General features: G+C 58.4%; 19 protein-coding genes and 3 tRNA genes. 5 read left to right on the forward strand and 17 right to left on the reverse strand.

What is annotated here, in order from left to right; all coding sequences use genetic code 11:
* Positions 1-36: 36 nt before the first annotated feature.
* The 12 genes from pseI to HA399_RS11865 all read right to left on the reverse strand — a co-directional run bounded on the left by pseI (position 37) and on the right by HA399_RS11865 (position 11083).
* Positions 37-1098, reverse strand: a complete 1062-nt coding sequence (gene pseI, locus HA399_RS11810) for a pseudaminic acid synthase (RefSeq protein ID WP_404325088.1) — start codon at positions 1096-1098, stop codon at positions 37-39.
* Between the two features lie 6 nt (positions 1099-1104).
* Entirely contained in the window at positions 1105-1623 is a 519-nt protein-coding gene (pseH, locus tag HA399_RS11815) for a UDP-4-amino-4,6-dideoxy-N-acetyl-beta-L-altrosamine N-acetyltransferase (protein ID WP_404325089.1), read from the reverse strand.
* On the reverse strand, positions 1620-2762 hold the full coding sequence (gene pseG, locus HA399_RS11820; protein WP_404325090.1) for a UDP-2,4-diacetamido-2,4,6-trideoxy-beta-L-altropyranose hydrolase: 1143 nt from the start codon (positions 2760-2762) through the stop codon (positions 1620-1622). Before pseG ends, pseH begins: the two co-directional genes overlap by 4 nt.
* On the reverse strand, positions 2759-3496 hold the full coding sequence (pseF, locus tag HA399_RS11825) for a pseudaminic acid cytidylyltransferase (RefSeq protein ID WP_404325091.1): 738 nt from the start codon (positions 3494-3496) through the stop codon (positions 2759-2761). The genes pseG and pseF overlap by 4 nt, the downstream gene beginning before the upstream one ends.
* Positions 3493-4656 (reverse strand): UDP-4-amino-4,6-dideoxy-N-acetyl-beta-L-altrosamine transaminase, encoded by a 1164-nt coding sequence (gene pseC, locus HA399_RS11830; RefSeq protein WP_404325092.1) that lies wholly within the window; start codon positions 4654-4656, stop codon positions 3493-3495. The genes pseF and pseC overlap by 4 nt, the downstream gene beginning before the upstream one ends.
* Positions 4657-5655: a UDP-N-acetylglucosamine 4,6-dehydratase (inverting) gene (gene pseB, locus HA399_RS11835; RefSeq protein ID WP_404325093.1), complete on the reverse strand. Its 999-nt coding sequence runs from the start codon at positions 5653-5655 to the stop codon at positions 4657-4659. It lies immediately after the preceding gene.
* Between the two features lie 181 nt (positions 5656-5836).
* Positions 5837-6847: a hypothetical protein gene (locus HA399_RS11840; RefSeq protein WP_404325094.1), complete on the reverse strand. Its 1011-nt coding sequence runs from the start codon at positions 6845-6847 to the stop codon at positions 5837-5839.
* Between the two features lie 96 nt (positions 6848-6943).
* Complete coding sequence (gene ung, locus HA399_RS11845) at positions 6944-7654, reverse strand: uracil-DNA glycosylase (RefSeq protein WP_404325095.1); 711 nt, start codon at positions 7652-7654, stop codon at positions 6944-6946.
* 1 nt (position 7655) lies between these two features.
* Entirely contained in the window at positions 7656-8153 is a 498-nt protein-coding gene (gene gpt / locus HA399_RS11850) for a xanthine phosphoribosyltransferase (RefSeq protein ID WP_043335607.1), read from the reverse strand.
* 171 nt (positions 8154-8324) lie between these two features.
* Entirely contained in the window at positions 8325-8870 is a 546-nt protein-coding gene (locus HA399_RS11855; protein ID WP_043335609.1) for an adenine phosphoribosyltransferase, read from the reverse strand.
* Positions 8870-10171, reverse strand: coding sequence for an NCS2 family permease (locus HA399_RS11860; protein ID WP_192837612.1), 1302 nt, complete (start codon positions 10169-10171; stop codon positions 8870-8872). The genes HA399_RS11855 and HA399_RS11860 overlap by 1 nt, the downstream gene beginning before the upstream one ends.
* 300 nt (positions 10172-10471) lie before the next feature.
* Positions 10472-11083 (reverse strand): riboflavin synthase subunit alpha, encoded by a 612-nt coding sequence (locus tag HA399_RS11865; protein ID WP_404326971.1) that lies wholly within the window; start codon positions 11081-11083, stop codon positions 10472-10474.
* 693 nt (positions 11084-11776) lie between these two features.
* Between HA399_RS11865 and HA399_RS11870 the strand changes: the two genes are divergently transcribed.
* From HA399_RS11870 to HA399_RS11890, 5 genes are all read left to right on the forward strand, one after another.
* Positions 11777-12820 carry a methionine ABC transporter ATP-binding protein gene (locus tag HA399_RS11870; protein ID WP_107336315.1) on the forward strand — a complete coding sequence of 348 codons (1044 nt, stop codon included), beginning with the start codon at positions 11777-11779 and terminating at the stop codon, positions 12818-12820.
* On the forward strand, positions 12801-13454 hold the full coding sequence (locus HA399_RS11875; protein ID WP_107336314.1) for a methionine ABC transporter permease: 654 nt from the start codon (positions 12801-12803) through the stop codon (positions 13452-13454). Before HA399_RS11870 ends, HA399_RS11875 begins: the two co-directional genes overlap by 20 nt.
* 160 nt (positions 13455-13614) lie before the next feature.
* Positions 13615-14433 (forward strand): MetQ/NlpA family ABC transporter substrate-binding protein, encoded by an 819-nt coding sequence (locus tag HA399_RS11880; RefSeq protein ID WP_153636936.1) that lies wholly within the window; start codon positions 13615-13617, stop codon positions 14431-14433.
* A 218-nt stretch (positions 14434-14651) separates the two neighbouring features.
* Positions 14652-15140 (forward strand): GAF domain-containing protein, encoded by a 489-nt coding sequence (locus HA399_RS11885; protein WP_107336313.1) that lies wholly within the window; start codon positions 14652-14654, stop codon positions 15138-15140.
* A gap of 164 nt (positions 15141-15304) precedes the next feature.
* Positions 15305-16354 carry an alpha/beta hydrolase gene (locus HA399_RS11890; protein WP_404325096.1) on the forward strand — a complete coding sequence of 350 codons (1050 nt, stop codon included), beginning with the start codon at positions 15305-15307 and terminating at the stop codon, positions 16352-16354.
* Between the two features lie 103 nt (positions 16355-16457).
* Here the strand turns inward: HA399_RS11890 and HA399_RS11895 are convergent.
* The 5 genes from HA399_RS11895 to HA399_RS11915 form a co-directional block, all read right to left on the reverse strand.
* Positions 16458-16534 (reverse strand) — tRNA-Val (locus HA399_RS11895).
* Positions 16535-16576: 42 nt separating this feature from the next.
* A tRNA-Val gene (locus HA399_RS11900) sits at positions 16577-16653 on the reverse strand.
* A 37-nt stretch (positions 16654-16690) separates the two neighbouring features.
* Positions 16691-16767, reverse strand: a tRNA-Val gene (locus tag HA399_RS11905).
* 353 nt (positions 16768-17120) lie between these two features.
* Complete coding sequence (locus HA399_RS11910) at positions 17121-17843, reverse strand: MIP/aquaporin family protein (RefSeq protein WP_404325097.1); 723 nt, start codon at positions 17841-17843, stop codon at positions 17121-17123.
* A gap of 215 nt (positions 17844-18058) precedes the next feature.
* Positions 18059-18781: an MIP/aquaporin family protein gene (locus HA399_RS11915; protein WP_052384798.1), complete on the reverse strand. Its 723-nt coding sequence runs from the start codon at positions 18779-18781 to the stop codon at positions 18059-18061.
* Position 18782: the final 1 nt, after the last annotated feature.

An 18782-nucleotide genomic window follows, 5' to 3' on the forward strand; every position in this document is an offset into this window, starting at 1 on the left:
ACAACTCTTTATATTATATACCAGAATACTGCAAAATCAAGATTCTTTCGAAATGATAGAAAAAGAGACTGGGGTATTGATATCGACGTCATTCAGCACTCGAGAACCAATGATATCATTCAAATATTTTGGAGCCACACCAAACCCAGGCCTTACACTCCGAACACACTCGCTAGTTATCCTTTCACCTTTCACCAGACTTCTCACAAAATAGAGTGATCGTCTGAACTGTACATTCCCAACTTCACTGGACTTTCGACCATAGTTGACTTCACCCAGGGACTTCCAGGCAGTTTTCGTATCACGGCATAATGCCCGCAATTCTTCAGGCTCTATAGAAAAGCTATCATCAGGCCCACCACCATTACGATCCAACGTAAAATGCTTTTCAATCAGGCTTGCACCAAGAGCGACACTGGTAATAGCGGTAGTATTGTCTACGGTATGATCCGACAGACCCGTTACCAAGCCGAAACGGCTTATCATATCGGCAATTGTATTCAAGTTATAATCTTCAGATGGTGCCGGGTATCCACTGACACAGTGCAATATCGCCAGCTGGTGACAGCCTGCACGTTGGGCAGTTTCAATAGCCTCCTGAATTTCTTCCAAATTTGCCATGCCCGTTGAAATAATCATCGGCTTACCCGTCTTGGCGACATACTCGATCAACGGCAAGTCAATAGCCTCAAAAGAAGCAATTTTATATGCTGGCGCACCAAGCTCTTCAAGAAGATCAACTGCTGTAGTGTCGAAGGGTGAACTAAAAATCGTGATCCCTAACTTTCGTGCATGCTCAAAAAGCGGCTGGTGCCACTCCCAAGGCATGTGAGCTTCTTCATAAAGCTCATAGAGAGTACGCCCGTCCCAGAGACCGCCTTTGATCTTGAACTCTTCACTGTTGCAGTCGAGGGTAATGGTATCGGGTCGGTAAGTCTGCAACTTGATAGCATCAGCACCTGCTTTGGCAGCCTCTTCGACAATACGCATGGCCGTTTCGAGCCTGCCATTATGGTTGGCGGAAAGTTCAGCGATAATATAGGGAGATTGATCAGGCGCGACACGGCGACCAGCGATCTCGATAGAGGGGACTGTCATGTAACGTCATACTCCTTGCTGCAATTGCCATTCGCTACGAAAGAGCCCGAAGCCAATGACATCGTGATAAGTATTTCCATCAAAGTGATGGTCTCTTAATAATGACTCGCGCACAAATCCGAAACGCTCGTGAAACGCTAGCGAGCGTTGATTGCTGGCAAGAGCTTCACCACAAAGTTTATGCAGACCAAGCTGATCAAACGCGAATTCCAAAGCGACTTCCCCAAGCGCTTGACCGCTGCCTCGCGGTGCCTCAGGAGCAAGATAGAACCCCCATACAGCGCGATGCGGCTCATCATTTTCCAGCTGAATGCTGACAAACCCAAATGGCTGGCCATTTGCTTCAGCCAGCATGAGATGCCGATTTGGGTCGTGCTGTGAACGCTTGAACCAAGCGCGATGCTCCCCCTCAGAAATCTCATGCTGTGTGTACATGTAACGCCGAATATCAGGATGGTTACGCCATTGACGTACCAAGAAGAGATCGGCCTCCTCGAGAGTGCGTAAAGTTGCGGGTAATATCATCTAAACTGTGACTCCCCATTTAGAGCCCGGCAGAGGGCCAGCGTTCCGCCGCCAGAGGTCAGTTGAGCAGCAGCTACGCTCATTTCATACAAGGCATGAGGAACCTGAAGGGCTGATAAATGTCGAGACAGCCCCTCGACCAACTGCTCTTGGTTGCCTAGACAAACCGCCGCGCCCTCCATATCCAGCGCCTTGGCAATAGATTTCTGATTCTCGGCCAGTACCAGCATGAGAGTAGGCAGCCCCAGGCAACAGCGCTCCCAGGAAGTACTACCTGCGGCACCAATTGCGAGGTCAGCCTCGGCCATCCGCCTCGCCATATCTGATACATTGACGACCACCTCGGTGAACCACGGGAGCTCCCCGGCTCTAGCCTTGACCTCTCTCAACCAAGGCGCGGTGGCGCCCATGACTACGGTAATCTCGAGATCATGTGGCAAGTCGCAGTCGTTCAGAGCGTCAAGTACGCGACAGGTTGCATTGTCCTTGTCGACACCACCAAGGCTGATCAACATTCGCTTGATCGTCGGGCGTCGGAGCCGACGAGTCAGACTGCTCTCACGACGCTCAGCAAACTCCGGCCGCAATACCGCATGCTGTGGTCCCGCCAACACTTGGCATTCCACTGGCACCAATCCAGCATAGTCTTCTGATTGGCGACCCAGATTTTGATCAAGTAGCAGGTGGGCAAGATGGGGACGATCCGCCAGGTCATCCATGACGAGCAAACGGGTTCGGGCAGGCAATACCGCAGCTTCCCAGCGAGCATCCAGTGCGTAGTGGTCCACGACAAGCCAGTCTGGAGCCAAACTCCGCAGCAGAGTGGCACAGGCCTCGGCATCCTGCTGCCATGACACACCCAGCCAATGCGCGTGGCTCGGCTGAGGACTCCCGGACGCATCATCAATGTCCTGCTGGCTCCACACAGGCAACCGATGGATAACAAAGCCCCGCGCCTGAATGGTATCGATCAAATGCCCAACATGTTCACGACAAAGAAAGAGGCACTGAATACCCTGCGCCTTGAGAGCTTCGGCAAGCGTGAGGCAGCGCATGACATGACCAGTGCCAATCTCGACTGAGGCGTCTGCACGAAAAACCACCACAGAGGAGGGAGGCTGACTTGTCTCATCACTCATTTCTCTGCCCCCCGCTCCAATGCCATCTCGGACTGCCAGGCCCGGAATAGCCACTCGGCGCGCTTCCAATCTTCAGGAGTATCGATGTCCTGTACCCGATGGCGCGGTAGCCTTACCGGCACGGCACACTGAGTGAAAATCGCTTTCCCGGCAACCCAGGCTTCTGCGCGCCCCCAGTAAAATTGCCCGGCGTCGTGCCAGGCTTCCTCGAGGTCCTGAGAGCGCGTGGTGAAATGCTCTGGTTGAAACATTGTGACACGACTGTCAGACGTCAAGCGCAAGGCTCGCTGGATAGGGAATGCATAACTTGTGACTGAGAAGGCATAGTCTGCATCGCCACTTAGTAGCGCGAGCAAACCTGCTTTCAAATCATGTGGCTGAACAAAAGGTGCGGTTGCATAGAGACAGCACACCGACTGAGACGACTCACCCTGTTCGCGAAGCCAATCAATCGCATGAGCGATCACCGGGATGGTGCCAGTGTGATCGTCAGAGAGTGCGGCGGGACGACGGAACGGTGCCTCCGCGCCATTGGCTTCCGCTACGGCAGCGATTTCATCATCATCAGTCGAGACGATCACACGCGCGAAACATCCACTGTCCAACGCGGCTTTGATAGACCAAGCGATCATGGGCTTGCCAGCAAATTCCCGTATATTCTTGCGCGGAATCCGCTTGCTACCGCCCCTCGCGGGGATTATAGCGACCGGGCCAGCAACAGCGAGATTACTCATACCACCTCCATTGCCCGGCGCAAGGCAACAATCACGTTGTCCTGCTGTATATCAATCATGATGGGGTATAAAGGCAGGCTGATGGCCTGCTCGTAATAGCGCTCAGCCTCAGGGAAGTCCCCCGCCCGGAAGCCAAAATCCCGATAATAGGGCTGGGTATGCACAGGGATATAGTGCAGATTGACTCCAACCCCCTGCTCGCGCAGGGCATCGAAGACTTCCCGATGGGTCACACGGACTTGGTCAAGCTCGAGACGAATGACGTAAAGATGGCGACCAGAATAGCTATCGGGATGCTGATACGGGATCATCACGGGCAGATCGGCCAACAATTGATCATAACGATCTGCAAGGCTGTTACGCTTCGCCACATAAACGTCCAGGCGCTCAAGCTGGGACAACCCTAACGCGGCCTGCAATTCAGTCATACGGTAGTTAAAGCCCAAGGCAACCTGCTGGTAGTACCATGATCCATCGGCTTCGTGGCTCATCAATGCAGGATCACGAGTCACCCCGTGGCTCCGGAGCAGGTCCATGCTACGAGCCAGAGCATCATCATTGGTCAGTGCCATCCCCCCCTCTGCGGACGTGATGATCTTCACCGGGTGAAAACTGAACACTGTGATATCACTATAGCGACCGCTACCGATGTACTCGTTTTTATACTGACCACCAATGGCATGTGACGCATCTTCAATGATGCGAAAGCCATATCGCTGCCCCAAGGCATGGATTGCCTGCATGTCGCAGGGCTGCCCGCACAGGTGCACGGCCACTACCACCTTTGGCAGACGCTTGGCACGTTCGGCTTGCTCAAGCTTGGCTTCCAACGCTTTGGGACAGAGATTATAGGTATGCGGATCAATATCCACGAAGTCGACCTGAGCTCCACAATACAAACCACAGTTGGCGGAAGCCACAAAGGTGATTGGGGTAGTCCATAGCCAATCGCCCCGCCCCAAGCCCAATGCCAGGCAGGCAATATGCAAGGCTGATGTGGCGCTATTCACAGCCAAGGCGTGGCGTGCCCGCACCTTGTTAGCGACCGCCTGCTCAAAGCGCGGCACCATGGGGCCCTGTGTCAGAAAATCTGACTGCAAGACGGCTATCACGGCATCAATATCGGCCTGCTGGATATCCTGACGTCCGTAGGGAATCATTCAGATAGCTCCGATCTTGTCCCAGTTAGTCTCTATCCAGGCTTCGAGCTCGCCTTCACTCATCCACTCACTGTTGCTGTCACTGGAATAGACAAACCCTTCCGGCACCTTCTTGCCATCCTTGATACGATTGGCATCCTGGTCCCAGCTGTTGATAGCCGGCAGAATCTTGAAGTGCTCAGGATACTCATAGGTGTAATAAGCATCTTCAGCGCCAATCATTTGCTCGTGAAGTTTCTCTCCGGGACGAATGCCGACGACTTCCTGCTTGGCCTCCGGCGCAACGACACGCCCAAGGTCGGTGACTTTCATGGAAGGAATCTTCTTGACGTAAATCTCTCCACCTTCCATGTCTTCGAAAGCATGCCAGACCAACTCGACGCCCTGCTCCAGAGAGATCATGAAGCGTGTCATACGATCATCCGTGATTGGCAGCACTCCCTTGTCACGAATGGACATGAAAAACGGAATCACTGAACCGCGCGAGCCCATCACATTGCCGTATCGTACTACTGAAAAGCGGGTCTCATGGCCGCCTGCGTAAGAATTGCCTGAAACGAACAGCTTATCGGATGTCAGCTTGGTAGCACCGTATAGGTTGATCGGGCTGCTAGCCTTATCAGTGGACAGTGCGACGACCTTTTTTACGCCTTTGTCAATGCACGCATCAATCAGGTTCATTGCGCCTTGAACATTGGTCTTCACGCACTCGAAGGGATTGTACTCGGCAGTGGGAACAATCTTGGTGGCGGCCGCATGGACGACATAATCGACGCCATCCAGAGCACGATATACCCGGTCTCGGTCACGCACATCCCCTATAAAGAAACGCACACGAGAATCGCCCTGAAACTTCTTGGCCATTTCCCACTGTTTCATTTCATCACGTGAAAAAATGATAACCCTCTTGGGATTATATTTTTTCAACAACATTGGAATGAATGTATGACCAAAAGATCCAGTACCACCTGTGACCAAAATCGATGCATTATCGAACATGCCCTGCCGCCCTCAACGAAAACTGAATTTATAGAAAATTCTAACACATAGAAGCCATTGAATCCACTCAAGAACTTCACCACAAATTTGCCGCATGAAAAATCTGCAACGCCAATTATATGGGTAAAAAAACCTGCTTCATTTCATACACCAATAACCGTACACCTAATCACATTCAGACTTAAATCCGATCATGCTTATTGAAGTCCAAGCCCACTACATCAATACCGGCTTGACGGTACTCCTTATAAATATTACTTATTGCCCTTGAAGATTCTGCACGCAACACAGCAGAGGGAACTTCAAAAGAAACCACAGACTCAAAATCGAAAAGCTTGTCGAGGCTAAGAAGTGCACTTGTGAAAGCTCCAGCAATCCCCCAAGGCAAGTAATCCAGCTTCAACAAGTATAGTTCCGCTGGCAAGCCGAGAGGGTTGACAGGAATATTGAGTTGGCTCTCAATCAATTCAAGCTTACCGAGTGTATCAGCCCTGTGTGGTATATACTTTATTTTTTTCCCGCGTTCCTCAAAATATAGCTTGGCCTTACTGATAAGCACAAGCTCATCCTCCAACGACATGATACCAGCTTCACTATACTTGGCACCAAAATAAAAAACGGCCTCCACGTCAGTTGCCTTACTCCTGCTTTCCGCCCTCAAAGCCCTATAATCATTATGCACTGAACTCCCATCACCCGAGCTACTGACAAACGAACTAAAGATAATCGGCTGCACATAATCATCACCGGAAAGCCACCCCGATTTCTTGTTGCGATGAAATAAACCTTTATCTATATATTTTTCCTTCGCCTCTATTACACCTACCCCATCATCGGTCAGATAGACACTTTCTGGCAATAACTTTATCTTGAGATCATGCATCCATTCACTTTTAAAGTCCCCCATACATACTACACTTGCACGCCCCTCACATGCCTTGATGATCTTATATTTGACAAATCTTTTTTTAGCCCATGAAAACTGCTTGATTCTGCACAGAAAAGACACCTCAGTGCATTCAGGCCAATCCAAAGCTTCAATTGTTTTCTTGAGCTGATAATCATGAGTTTTTTTCTTTCTCTCGCCCGAATACTTCACTACGAGCAAAACCCTCTCGCCAGAAAACTTCTGCTTAAACAATTCGTAACATGAAATCACCTGTAGGGGTGATTCAGCGAGAAAAAGCACCATTTTGGCTTCCTTTCACAAACTACAATCGCCTCTCAGCTTGGGCAAAGAGAATAAGAACACTATAGAGCAAAGCAACTTGAAACTTTTTCTCAGCCTCTAGGTCGATACCGGCAACTGCCAGTCGATCGGCTTTTTCCCACGCGCTTCCAGCCAGGCGTTGGCTTGAGAGAAGTGGCGAGAGCCGAAGAAACCGCGGTGCGCTGCGAGGGGAGACGGGTGCGGCGCGTGGAGCACCAGGTGCTTCTGGGCGTCCACAGCGCGGGCCTTCTTCTGGGCATGACTGCCCCAGAGCAGGAAGACGACACCCTCACAGTGCTGGTTGATCACGTCGATGGCGCGGTCGGTGAACTGCTCCCACCCCTGCTTCTGATGCGAGGCAGCCTTGCCCTGCTCGACGGTCAGCACGCTGTTGAGCAGCAAGACGCCCTGCTTCGCCCAACTCTCGAGGAAGCCGTGATCGACGGGTTCGACGCCGACATCGGTGGCCAGTTCCTTGTAGATGTTCTTCAGCGAAGGCGGCGGGCGTACGCCGGGGCGTACCGAGAAGCACAGTCCGTGCGCCTGGCCCGGGCCGTGATACGGGTCCTGCCCGAGGATCACGACCTTGACGTTGGAGAGCGGCGTCAGCCAGAAGGCACGAAACCAGTCATCGGAATGCGGATAGATGACCTTGCCGGCATCTTTCTCGGCGCGCAGAAAGTCGCGCAGACGCTGCATGTAGTCAGCCTGAAACTCTTGGCCAAGATGCGCCTGCCAATCGGCAGGCAACACCTCGGAGCGGCCAGTCGCGGCAGTCTCCAACGGCATGTCAGCTATCGCTCTCTTGCTTCTTGAGCTGCTCGGCGATCGGCTCGACGTAGGCGATGCCCATGTCCCACGGGAACTGGATCCAGCAGTTCTGCGGCACTTCGGTGATGAAGCCATCGACCAGCGGACGCCCTTCCGGCTTGGCATAGACGGTCACGAAGTGCGCCTTGGGCAGCATGTCACGCACCGCACGTGCGGTGTTGCCGGTGTCGACCAGGTCATCGACCAGCAGCCAGCCGTCACCGTCGTGGTCGACGCCCTTGACCACTTCCAGACCACCCTGCTCCATGTGGTCGTGATAGCTCTTGATGCACACGGTATCGATGTGGCGGATACCCAGCTCGCGGGCGATCAGGCCGGCCGGAATCAGGCCACCGCGGGTGATGGCGATGATGCCCTTGAAGTCGCGACCACTGAGGTCGTGACACAGCGCGCGCACATCACGGTGCAGCTGGTCCCAGGAGACGATGAAGTGGTCGTGGTAGCGTTCGGAAGACATGTGGGTCACTCGCAATGACGAAACAGAAGGAAAGCATGGTGGCTGGCGCGCCACCGCACAAGGGGAAGATCCACTCAGCCACGCTAGAGCGCGGACAAGGGCCTCAGATTCGCTGCCCGCAGCAACGACGATGGCCCTGCCAGAAGACAGGGCCATCGCGTCAAGCCGGCATTACTCGGATTCGGTGAAGCTGCACGCCGCGAAGACACTGTGGCCTTCTTCACGAATGCGCGCGGAGCCGCCGATTTCCGGCAGATCGATGATGGCTGCCGTCTCGACGACCACACCACCGGTGCGCTCGATCAGCTTGCAGGCCGCCAGCATGGTGCCGCCGGTAGCGATCAGGTCATCCATCACCAGGATGCGATCGCCTTCACGGAAGGCATCGGAGTGCAGCTCGACGGTGGACTCACCGTATTCCAGCGAGTAGGTCTCGCTGATGGTCTTGAACGGCAGCTTGCCCTTCTTGCGCACCGGCACGAAGCTGCAGCCCAGCTCGTAGGCCAGCGGAGCGCCGATGATGAAGCCACGCGCATCGATGGCGGCGATGGCGTCGATTTCCATCTCCTGGTAGCGGTGCACGAAGGAGTCGATCAGCTTGCGGAACGCGGCGGAGTTCTGCAGCACCGGCGTGATGTCACGGAAGTTGACGCCTTCCTGGGGCCAGTCCGGCACGGTGCGGATGACAGACTTGATGTAGTCGCTGTAGATGCTCATTAGAGGGCTCCGTCGAGGAACAGGTATTTGCAGGCGAACAGGATGGCGAGAATCACCAGCCCCGGGCTCAGATCACGATAACGGCCGGAGAACAGCTTGATCACGGCGTAGCTGATGAAGCCCAGCGCGATCCCGTTGGCAATCGAGTAGGTCAGCGGCATCACCAGGGTGGCGATCACCACCGGTGCCGCTTCAGTAATGTCGTTCCAGTCGATGCGTGCCAGGCCGCCCGTCATCAGGCAGGCGACATACAGCAGCGCACCGGCAGTGGCGAAGGCCGGAATCGAGGTCGCCAGCGGCGACAGGAACAGGCTGACGAGGAACAGGCCGGCCACGACCACGGCCGTCAGGCCGGTACGCCCGCCGGCGGCCACGCCGGTGGCGGATTCGATGTAGCTGGTCACGTTCGAGGTGCCCATGACAGAGCCGACCATGGTGGCACTGGAATCTGCCATCAAGGCCCGTCCCAGGCGCGGCAGGTGGCCACGCTCATTGGTCAGACCAGCCTGCTGGGAGACGGCGATCAGCGTGCCCGAGGTGTCGAACAGATCGACGAACAGGAAGGCGAAGATGATCGACACCATGCCCAGATTGAAGGCGCCGGCGATATCGAGCTCTGCCAATGTCGGCAGCATGCTCGGCGGCATCGAGGCAAAGCCGTGGAAGTCGTTGTTGCCGGTCAAGGTCGCCAGCAGCGTGACGAGCAGTATGCCGATCATCACCGCACCGATCACCTTCCGATACGACAGCGCGACGATCAAAAAGAACGAGAGCAATGCATACATGGCCGCCGGGGAGGATAGATCGCCCAGCGTGACCAGCGTGCCCGGGGCGTCGACGACGATGCCGCTGCCCTGCAGGGCGATGATGGCCATGAACAGGCCGATGCCCGCGGCGATGCCGGTCTTCAGCGAGGCGGGAATGGCATTGATGATCCATTCGCGAATCTTGAAGGCGGACAGCAGGAAGAAGCTCACCCCGGACAGGAAGACCGCGCCCAGCGCGACCTGCCAGGGCACGCCCATCTGGCCGGCGACCGTATAGGTGAAGAAGGCCGTCAGCCCCATGCCCGGCGCCAGCGCGATCGGGTAGTTGGCGTAAAGGCCCATGACCAGACAGCCGATGGCGGCCGCCAGACAGGTCGCGACGAACACGGCACCGTGATCCATGCCGGTGGAGGCCAGCATCGAGGGAGCCACGAAAATGATATAGGCCATCGCGAGGAAGGAGGTAAATCCTGCGATGACTTCGGTACGCACATTGGTACCGTGCTCGGAGAGCTTGAAAAGACGTTCCAGCATTGAGGTAGCCCCTATCCTTGAGCAGTGCCTGTCCGGCAAGGCGCAGTGGTCGGTGATTGTCAGAATCAGCAGATCAAGACGAACTCGCTCGGACAGGTATGCCGCACAGGGCGTCGGATGAAGCTTTTCCCCTGTTCAGCCTGCCTGAACCACGATGCCCCGCCAGCGGCAGGGCATCGAAAGGCGCAACATGGTACCCAAAGGTCTGCAGCGAATCGAGCATTCCCGGCATATTTCCTGACCAGTCAGACGAGTTCTGGCGTCCTGCCAGTGAGTTGATCCGCTGCAGACCTGCAAGCCTCATGCCAGACGGGAGGCCATGACCCGCTCGACGGTCTCGACAATCGCCTGGGTCTGCGGATCGACTTCTAGGTTGACCTGATCACCGACGGCGCGCACGCCCATCAGGGTGCGCTCGAGCGTCTCGGGAATCAGATTGACGCAGAAGCGCGTGCCCTGCACCTCGCCGATCGTCAGGCTGACACCGTCAAGTCCCACATAGCCCTTGTCGAACAGAAAACGCATCAGCTCGGCCGGCGCCTGGAACCAGATACGACGATTGTCGGCAGTGGCCTCGATGGCATCGATGGTCACCATCGCCATCACGTGCCCGGACATCGAGTGCCCGCCGATCTCGTCGCCGAAGCGTGCCGCTCGTTCCACGTTCACGACGCTGCCCACTTCGAGTTCGCCCAGATTGGTCAGACGCAGCGTCTCGCGCATCAGGTCAAAACTGGCCAGCTGACCCTCAAGTGCCGTCACGGTCAGACAGCAACCGTTATGGGCCACCGAGGCCCCCAGCTCCAGCCCCGCCTCCAGTCCCGCCGGAAACCGGACCTGATGCGTGCGAAAGTCAGTGCGCTCTTCAATGGCCACCACTTCCGCCATGCCTTGTACGATACCCGTGAACATGCGTGATCTTTCCTTGCACTGCTGCTTCTTGCTGTCGAGAAGCCGTGAATAAGGGACGGCATGCAGCAGCGAGATGACCGGCATGCCCAGCCGAAATCCTAGCATGGTGGACTAGCCGTCGACATGCTGGCGTTGTCTGCCGTGGGAGTGCGCGGCGTTGCCGCCCTCGCCACCCGTCTCCCGTCTCCCGCCTCTCGCCACAGACGAGCACGGCTGACACCGCGAACGCAGAGTAGCCAGAGCGGGCCGCAACTCATCCCCGACTGACCGTCAAGACAGGAAAGCCGTCGCTGGCGATTGAAACCCGCGTCACGACAAGAACCTTGTAAGATATGGCTTACAGAGCGTATCGCCAAATTGCCATATCGAACGCCAGTTCGAATAAACGTCCAGCGCAAGACCAAAGTCGTTGACACCCCCAAGGTGACTGATAGAATGCGCCTCAAATCTGTTTGGCGCCGATTTGTACCCGGATTGCGGGCGCCCACCACGAGAGCTGGTCTCACGGGGTGCAAGTTCTGCTAAAAGGGTGTGTCCAGCGTTGATGGCCACCCGTCTTGGGTGGTCTTTTTTCTCCCCACTGGATCGCTCCCCTCTTCGCTGTCTGCCATGTGCGCAGACGCCGGCAGAACGTTCTGTCCTCTACAGACCTTCGCCCGCAATCCGGTTGGTGCCTTAACCACTCGGACCCCCATGATCACACTCAAGAACGTCTCCAAGACTTACGGCAGTGGTGACAAGGCCGTGGTCGCGCTCAAGGATGCCAGCCTCACGGTTCCTCAGGGCGCCATTACCGGTGTCATCGGCCTGTCCGGTGCCGGCAAGTCGACCCTCATTCGCTGCGTCAATCTGCTCGAACGCCCCACTGCCGGTAGCGTCGTCGTCGATGGCCAGGAATTGACCGAACTCGACGAGTCCGCCCTGCGCAGCGCTCGTCACCAGATCGGCATGATCTTCCAGCACTTCAATCTGCTCTCCTCACGCACGGTCTTCGCCAATGTGGCATTGCCACTGGAGCTGGCTGGCATCTCGAAGGACGAGATCAGAAAGCGCGTCGAGCCATTGCTGGAGCTGACCGGCCTGAGCGACAAGGCCGGCCAGTATCCTGCCCAGCTGTCCGGGGGTCAGAAACAGCGTGTGGCCATCGCCCGTGCGCTGGCCAGCCGCCCCAAGGTGCTGCTGTGTGACGAGGCCACCTCGGCGCTCGACCCGCAGACCACCGCCTCCATCCTTGAACTGCTCAAGGACATCAACACCAAGCTGGGCCTGACGATTCTGCTGATCACCCACGAGATGGAAGTGGTCAAGAGCATCTGTGATCAGGTCGCCCTGATCAGCGGTGGTGAACTGGTGGAAGTGGCCTCGGTGGGCGATTTCTTCACCGCACCGCAGACCCGCCTTGGCCGCGAGTTCCTCAATGACTTCCTGGAACTTGAGCCGCCGCGTGCGCTGGTCGAGCGCCTCGAAGCCACCGCGGGCCCGCACACCCACCCGGTGGTGCGCCTGGCCTTCAGCGGCGACGCCGTCTCCACTCCGCTGATCTCCCGCCTGGCACGTGAATGCCAAGTGGATGTCAGCATCCTGCAGGCCAAGGTGGAATCCATTCAGGACCGCACCCTGGGCCTGATGATCGCCGAACTGATGGGCGATAGCCGCCAGACCCAGCAAGCGCTCGATTATCTCGAATCCCACGACCTGAAAGTGGAGGTGCTCGGTCATGTCACCCGCACTGCTTGAACTCGTCCTGTCCTCCACCCTCGAGACGCTGTACATGGTCGCGGTGGCAGGCCTGATCTCCGCGGCACTCGGCATTCCGCTGGGCGTGGCCCTCTATACCTCGCGCCCCGGCCAGATTCTCGCACGCCCGGCACTCAACAGCGTGCTGAGCATCATCACCAACATCGGTCGCTCGGTGCCGTTCATCATCCTGATGGTGGCGATCATCCCGCTGACGCGCCTGATCGCGGGCAGCTCGATCGGCACCAATGCCGCCATCGTACCGCTGACCATCGCCTCGATTCCCTTCGTCGCCCGCCTGATCGAAGGCGCGCTGAATGAAGTCGGTCCCGGGCTGGTCGAGGCCGCACAGGCCATGGGCGCCACGCCGATGCAGATCATCACCAAGGTACTGCTGCCGGAAGCACGCGGCGGTATCATCAATGGCCTGACCATCACCGTGGTGACGCTGATCAGCTATTCCGCCATGGCCGGCACCGTCGGTGGCGGCGGCCTGGGGGATCTCGGCATTCGCTACGGCTACAACCGCTTCGACCCGATGGTGATGCTGGTGACCGTGGTCATCCTCGTCGTCATGGTGCAGGGCTTCCAGAGCCTGGGCGACCATCTGGTGCGCAAGTCGAACCACAAGTAAGCGTCGCTCCATGAGCAGCGACTGATCTGGAAGTGGCGTTCGATCTACAAATCACACGACTTTCGGTATCGTGACGGCTCATCACCATGAGCCGTCACTCATAACATCCCGCGGACCCCGCCGGTCACGTCGGATCACAAGGAGAACATCGATGCGCAACATGCTGACCACGCTTTCTTCCCCGCTGCGCCTTGCCGGCGCTGCCACCCTGCTCGGCGCCACCCTGCTGGCAGGCTGCGGCAACGACGCGTCCGACGAGAACACCCTCAAGATGGGCACCGTCGCAGGCCCGGAAACCGAAGTGATGAAGGTCGCGGCCGAGATCGCCAAGGAAAAGTACGACCTGAACGTCGAGATCACCGAATTCACCGACTACGTGTCTCCCAACGCCGCACTGGCCGATGGCTCTCTGGACGCCAACGCCTACCAGCACCAGCCGTACATGGAATCCATGGTGCGTGAGCGTGGCTACAAGTTCGCCAGCGCCGGCAAGACCTTCGTGTACCCGATCGGTGCCTACTCCGAGAAGTACGCAGACATCAGCGAACTGCCGGACGGCGCGACCATCGCCCTGCCGAACGATCCGTCCAACGAAGGCCGCTCCCTGATCCTGATGCACGACCTGGGCATGATCGAGCTGACCGACAAGAGCAACCTCGAAGCGACCCCGATCGATGTCGCCAAGAACCCGCATGACTACCAGTTCAAGGAAATCGAGGCTGCCCAGCTGCCGCGCATCCTGCCGGACGTCGACCTGGCCTTCATCAACAACACCTTCGCCCAGCCGGCTGGATTGAAGCCGGAAGACGCGCTGATCCGTGAAGGCGCCGAGTCTCCGTACGTCAACCTGATCGTCGTGCGTCAGGGCGATGAGGACAGCGAGAAGGTGCAGAAGCTGGTCAAGGCCTATCAGACGCCGGAAGTCGAAGCCAAGGCGGAAGAGCTGTTCAAGGGCGCGGCGGTGCCGGGCTGGAAGTAAGCCTCACCCCATGTCGCTGACAGACGCCTGAACGCAAAGCGCCGACCACTGGTCGGCGCTTTTGCATCCGGTGGATGACTCATCTCGTCACGCATCTCATCACACCCAGATGCCGACGCAGCGCGGGAAGAGACACGCGCAGGACACGCTTGAAACAGGCGACCCGCGACCGCATTCTTGCGCCATCTCGCCACCTTACCTATCCCTCAGGAGCCCTCATGGCCACTCGCCCCGACTATTCACTGCTGGCCCGCCAGCTGGATGCCATCCTCGATACCCGCGACTGGCTGACCAATGCCTCCCAGACGGCTGCCTTCGTCAACATGACGGTGGAGAACCTCAACTGGGCAGGCTTCTATGTGCAACGTCAGCCGCAGGTCCTGCACCTGGGGCCGTTCCAGGGTCAGCCGGCCTGCCACCCGATTCCCTTCACCAAGGGCGTGTGTGGCGCCGCCGCCACCGAACGCACCACCCAGCGTGTCGCGGACGTGCACGCCTTCCCGGGCCATATCGCCTGTGACGCCGCCTCGCGCAGCGAGCTGGTCATCCCGGTGCTCATCGAGCAGGACGGCCAGCAAGTGCTGTGGGGTGTGCTGGACCTGGACAGCCCGAGCCCCGAGCGCTTCGACGAAGAGGATCAGGCCGGCATCGAGCGCCTGGTCGAGATCTTCATCGCCTCCAGCGACTTCGACAGCGTTCCTGCCTGACAAACTGAGCGCCCGCCTGACAGACAGCCTGAATGTCAGCATCACGCTCTGCCGCCCGCCGCGCCACTCGCACGGCGGGCGGTTTGCGTTGTGGCCTTTCTGGCCTTGCACAGCCCCGTACGAGATGACAGGTTAAGAGCTCTCGCACCCGACAGGAGCCAAACATGTCATCCCGGTCGCCATCTCATCCCTCGTCGCCCTCTACTTCGCCCCCCACATCATCCTCTACATCGCCCTCCTCCCCGGATTCGCCGCCCCCACACGCGGAGGCCTCGCTGCAAAATCACGACGAAGCGCATGCCGGCCTTGAGCGGGTCATCAAGCATCTTGAGTGTATCAAGGCCTTCACGGCGCGCACCGGCAATGACCTCGGTGCCAAGCGCACCCTGCTTGAGGCTTACTTCGCCGCCGACGCCAGCATTCTCGACACCGGCGTGACACCGCGTCTCGCGATGGTACCGGGTGGCGAGGGAGAGCGTGTCTGTGAGGTATTGCCGGCACCCGATGACGCACCAGCGCGCCAGCGTCGCCTGCTGTATGTGCATGGCGGCAGCTGGATCGCAGGCTCGCCTGCCGGCCATCGTCCTCTGGCCAGCCGCCTGGGCCGAGCGGCACGCGCCGAGACCTACACCCTGGATTACCGCCTCGCGCCAGAGGCCGCCTTCCCGGCCGGCCTGCAGGACGTGCTGGCCGCGTGGCGCTGGCTGTGTGACGAATACCCGCAGGACCACCTGCTGCTGGCCGGTGACAGCGCGGGCGGCAACCTCACGCTGGCGGCCGTGAATGCGCTCAAGAGCGCAGGCGAGCGGCTGCCGGGTGCGGTGATCGCCTTCTCGCCCGCCACGGACCTCAGCTGGGGCAGCGCCTCACTGTCGCGCAAGGCCGAGGTGGACCCGATTCTCGACCCCAACCTGCTGCCCTTCGTGAGCATGGCCTACGTGCAGGACGGCACCGACATGAGCGATTCGCGCATCTCGCCACTGGAGGGGAATCTGTTTGACCTGCCTCCGACGCTTATCCAGTGCGGCGAGGCGGAGATCCTGCTCGACGACAGCCGTCGCTACGCCACTCAGGCGCAGGACTGCGGCTCGCCCGTCACATTGAGCCTGTGGCCGGACATGCCGCATGTGTTCGTCGGCTTCGCTCCGCTGCTGAGCGCTGCCAATGCCGCCCTCAAGGAAGCACGCGAATTCCTCGACGCTACGCTTGCCTGAGCGGCGCCTCTCTCGCCAAGTGTCACGCGCCGGTCACGCGGCAGATTTTCATGACACGCACACGAAAACGCCCGACTCGATGAGCCGGGCGTTTTCTGGAATCTGGTAGGACCAGGCGGATTTGAACCGCCGACCTCCACGATGTCAACGTGGCGCTCTAACCAACTGAGCTATGGTCCTGAAGTGTGGCAGATGACACTTGAAACATACCGTGGAACGGCTTGGTAGGACCAGGCGGATTTGAACCGCCGACCTCCACGATGTCAACGTGGCGCTCTAACCAACTGAGCTATGGTCCTGAATCAAGTGGCGCGATGTTGCCATCAGTGCCGATGCTGGTAGGACCAGGCGGATTTGAACCGCCGACCTCCACGATGTCAACGTGGCGCTCTAACCAACTGAGCTATGGTCCTATGTCAGCATGCTGAAACGCGCAGCAGTGTGATGCGAAGTGCTTTGCCCTGTCAGCGAGGACGTATTCTACGCAACTCCCGTTTTGATGCAACCCCTGATGATAAAAAATTTTCTCGCCATTCCGCCTTGCCATGATCAGGTAAAAAGAACGGGCACAGAGCAGGCACGGATCGGCCGCGCGAGTGAGGCACGCAAACGCGACACGTCATCGCGGCCAGGCCTGATAAGGACTCACCTGATCTGATCTACCCTGCTCTGCTCTGCCCTACGCCGCCAGCCACTCTTGCCGAATGGCACAAGGTTGGCTGGCAGCGCACGGACACGACAATGACTGACTGCGGCACCTCGACGGCTAGAGGAAGACCCGACGCAGCACAGCTGCCAACACGGTCCCCAGCAAGGGGCCGGCGATCGGCACCCAGGCATACTGCCAGCCCGAACTGCCCTTGCCGGCAATCGGCAACACCCAATGCGCGATGCGCGGCGCCAGGTCACGCGCCGGGTTCATCGCGTTGCCGGTCGGGCCACCCAGTGACAGGCCGATCGCCCAGACCAGCACACCGATCAGATACGGCAGCGCCTGATCAGTGATCAGCGCGCTGTCGACCATGCTGCCGATGGCGAAGATGAGCACCACCGTCGCGATCGCTTCACTGATGACATTGGCCGTCTTGTTGGCCACTGCCGGATCAGTACAGAAGACCGCGCGTTTGCGCAGCGGGTCTCGGGTCACCTCCCAATGCGGGTAATAGGCCGCCCACACCAGTACCGCCCCCATGAAGCAGCCGAGCAGCTCCGCCAGCATCATCCTGGCGACCTTGAACTCGTCGGTATGCACGCCCAGCAGGTATTTCGCGATCGTCACCGCCGGATTGAGATCGCCGTAGGGCGACCCTGTCGAGGTCGAGACCAGCACCCCGACCATCACGGCAAATCCCCAGCCGGCATTGATCATCAGCCAGCTGGAACCCGCTCCCTTGGTGCCCCTGAGCATCGCATTGGCGACCACGCCACCTCCCAGCAGAATCATGAAGGTGGTACCCAGAAACTCGCCCGTCATGACGTCAGTCCACATCTTGATGACCTCCGCCACTTGCCCCCTGTCAGTCGTCTACCGCCACCTCTCGCCCACACGAACGCGCCCCATGACAATGGGTGGTGCTATCGCCGGGGGATGGCAAGAAAAGGCGGAGACCCGAAATGACTTCGCCCCGTCGAGGGACGGGGCGAAGTCAGGCTACAGTGCCACAGGTGCAGGGGGCTGCTCCAGCGGATTGCGGCAAGGATTTGTTACAGCAGCAGATGCCACATTGAGGCCGCGATCAAGGCCCCCGCCAGGGGGCCGGCGATCGGCACCCAGGCATACCCCCAGCCGGAGGCGCCCTTGCCGTGGATCGGCAACAAGGAGTGCGCGATACGCGGGCCCAGATCACGTGCCGGGTTGATGGCATAGCCGGTCGCGCCACCCAGCGAGAGGCCGATGGCCCACACCAGCATGCCGACCAGATACGGCAGCAGGCCAGCGCTGATGGTGCCGGAACCGACGATGGCACCGATACCGAAGATCAGCACCACGGTCCCGATCACTTCGCTGAGCATGTTGCCCAGACGACACTCGACTGCCGGGTCCGTGCAGAACACCGCCCGCTTGAGGCCAGCATCGCTGGTGCGCTTCCAGTGCGGCAGATAGGCCAGCCACACCATCACGGCACCGGCGAAACAACCCAGCATCTGCGCGATGACATGTCGCGCCACATCCATGAGGGTGGCATGCACCCCGAGCAGATACTTGGCCAGCGTCACCGCCGGATTGAGGTCCGCCTGGGGCGAGCCGGTCGAGACGGCCACGAATACGCCGATCATCACGGCAAAGCCCCAGCCAGTGGTGATCACGATCCAGCCGGAACCATTGCCCTTGGTGTCAGACAACACCACATTGGCGACCACGCCACCGCCGAACAGGATAAGGAACAGACAGCCGAGAAACTCGCCTGTCATGACATCGGTCCACATG

Origin of the sequence: Cobetia sp. UIB-001 (genome assembly GCF_044789135.1) — a bacterium.
Classification (GTDB): Bacteria; Pseudomonadota; Gammaproteobacteria; order Pseudomonadales; family Halomonadaceae; genus Cobetia; species Cobetia amphilecti.

Coding starts and splice junctions, on each gene's coding strand:
- pseI (WP_404325088.1), bottom strand. CDS start 1,098: ATGACAGTCCCCTCTATCGAGATCGCTGGTCGCCGTGTCGCGCCTGAT.
- pseH (WP_404325089.1), bottom strand. CDS start 1,623: ATGATATTACCCGCAACTTTACGCACTCTCGAGGAGGCCGATCTCTTC.
- pseG (WP_404325090.1), bottom strand. CDS start 2,762: ATGAGTGATGAGACAAGTCAGCCTCCCTCCTCTGTGGTGGTTTTTCGT.
- pseF (WP_404325091.1), bottom strand. CDS start 3,496: ATGAGTAATCTCGCTGTTGCTGGCCCGGTCGCTATAATCCCCGCGAGG.
- pseC (WP_404325092.1), bottom strand. CDS start 4,656: ATGATTCCCTACGGACGTCAGGATATCCAGCAGGCCGATATTGATGCC.
- pseB (WP_404325093.1), bottom strand. CDS start 5,655: ATGTTCGATAATGCATCGATTTTGGTCACAGGTGGTACTGGATCTTTT.
- HA399_RS11840 (WP_404325094.1), bottom strand. CDS start 6,847: ATGGTGCTTTTTCTCGCTGAATCACCCCTACAGGTGATTTCATGTTAC.
- ung (WP_404325095.1), bottom strand. CDS start 7,654: ATGCCGTTGGAGACTGCCGCGACTGGCCGCTCCGAGGTGTTGCCTGCC.
- gpt (WP_043335607.1), bottom strand. CDS start 8,153: ATGTCTTCCGAACGCTACCACGACCACTTCATCGTCTCCTGGGACCAG.
- HA399_RS11855 (WP_043335609.1), bottom strand. CDS start 8,870: ATGAGCATCTACAGCGACTACATCAAGTCTGTCATCCGCACCGTGCCG.
- HA399_RS11860 (WP_192837612.1), bottom strand. CDS start 10,171: ATGCTGGAACGTCTTTTCAAGCTCTCCGAGCACGGTACCAATGTGCGT.
- HA399_RS11865 (WP_404326971.1), bottom strand. CDS start 11,083: ATGTTCACGGGTATCGTACAAGGCATGGCGGAAGTGGTGGCCATTGAA.
- HA399_RS11870 (WP_107336315.1), top strand. CDS start 11,777: ATGATCACACTCAAGAACGTCTCCAAGACTTACGGCAGTGGTGACAAG.
- HA399_RS11875 (WP_107336314.1), top strand. CDS start 12,801: ATGTCACCCGCACTGCTTGAACTCGTCCTGTCCTCCACCCTCGAGACG.
- HA399_RS11880 (WP_153636936.1), top strand. CDS start 13,615: ATGCTGACCACGCTTTCTTCCCCGCTGCGCCTTGCCGGCGCTGCCACC.
- HA399_RS11885 (WP_107336313.1), top strand. CDS start 14,652: ATGGCCACTCGCCCCGACTATTCACTGCTGGCCCGCCAGCTGGATGCC.
- HA399_RS11890 (WP_404325096.1), top strand. CDS start 15,305: ATGTCATCCCGGTCGCCATCTCATCCCTCGTCGCCCTCTACTTCGCCC.
- HA399_RS11910 (WP_404325097.1), bottom strand. CDS start 17,843: ATGTGGACTGACGTCATGACGGGCGAGTTTCTGGGTACCACCTTCATG.
- HA399_RS11915 (WP_052384798.1), bottom strand. CDS start 18,781: ATGTGGACCGATGTCATGACAGGCGAGTTTCTCGGCTGTCTGTTCCTT.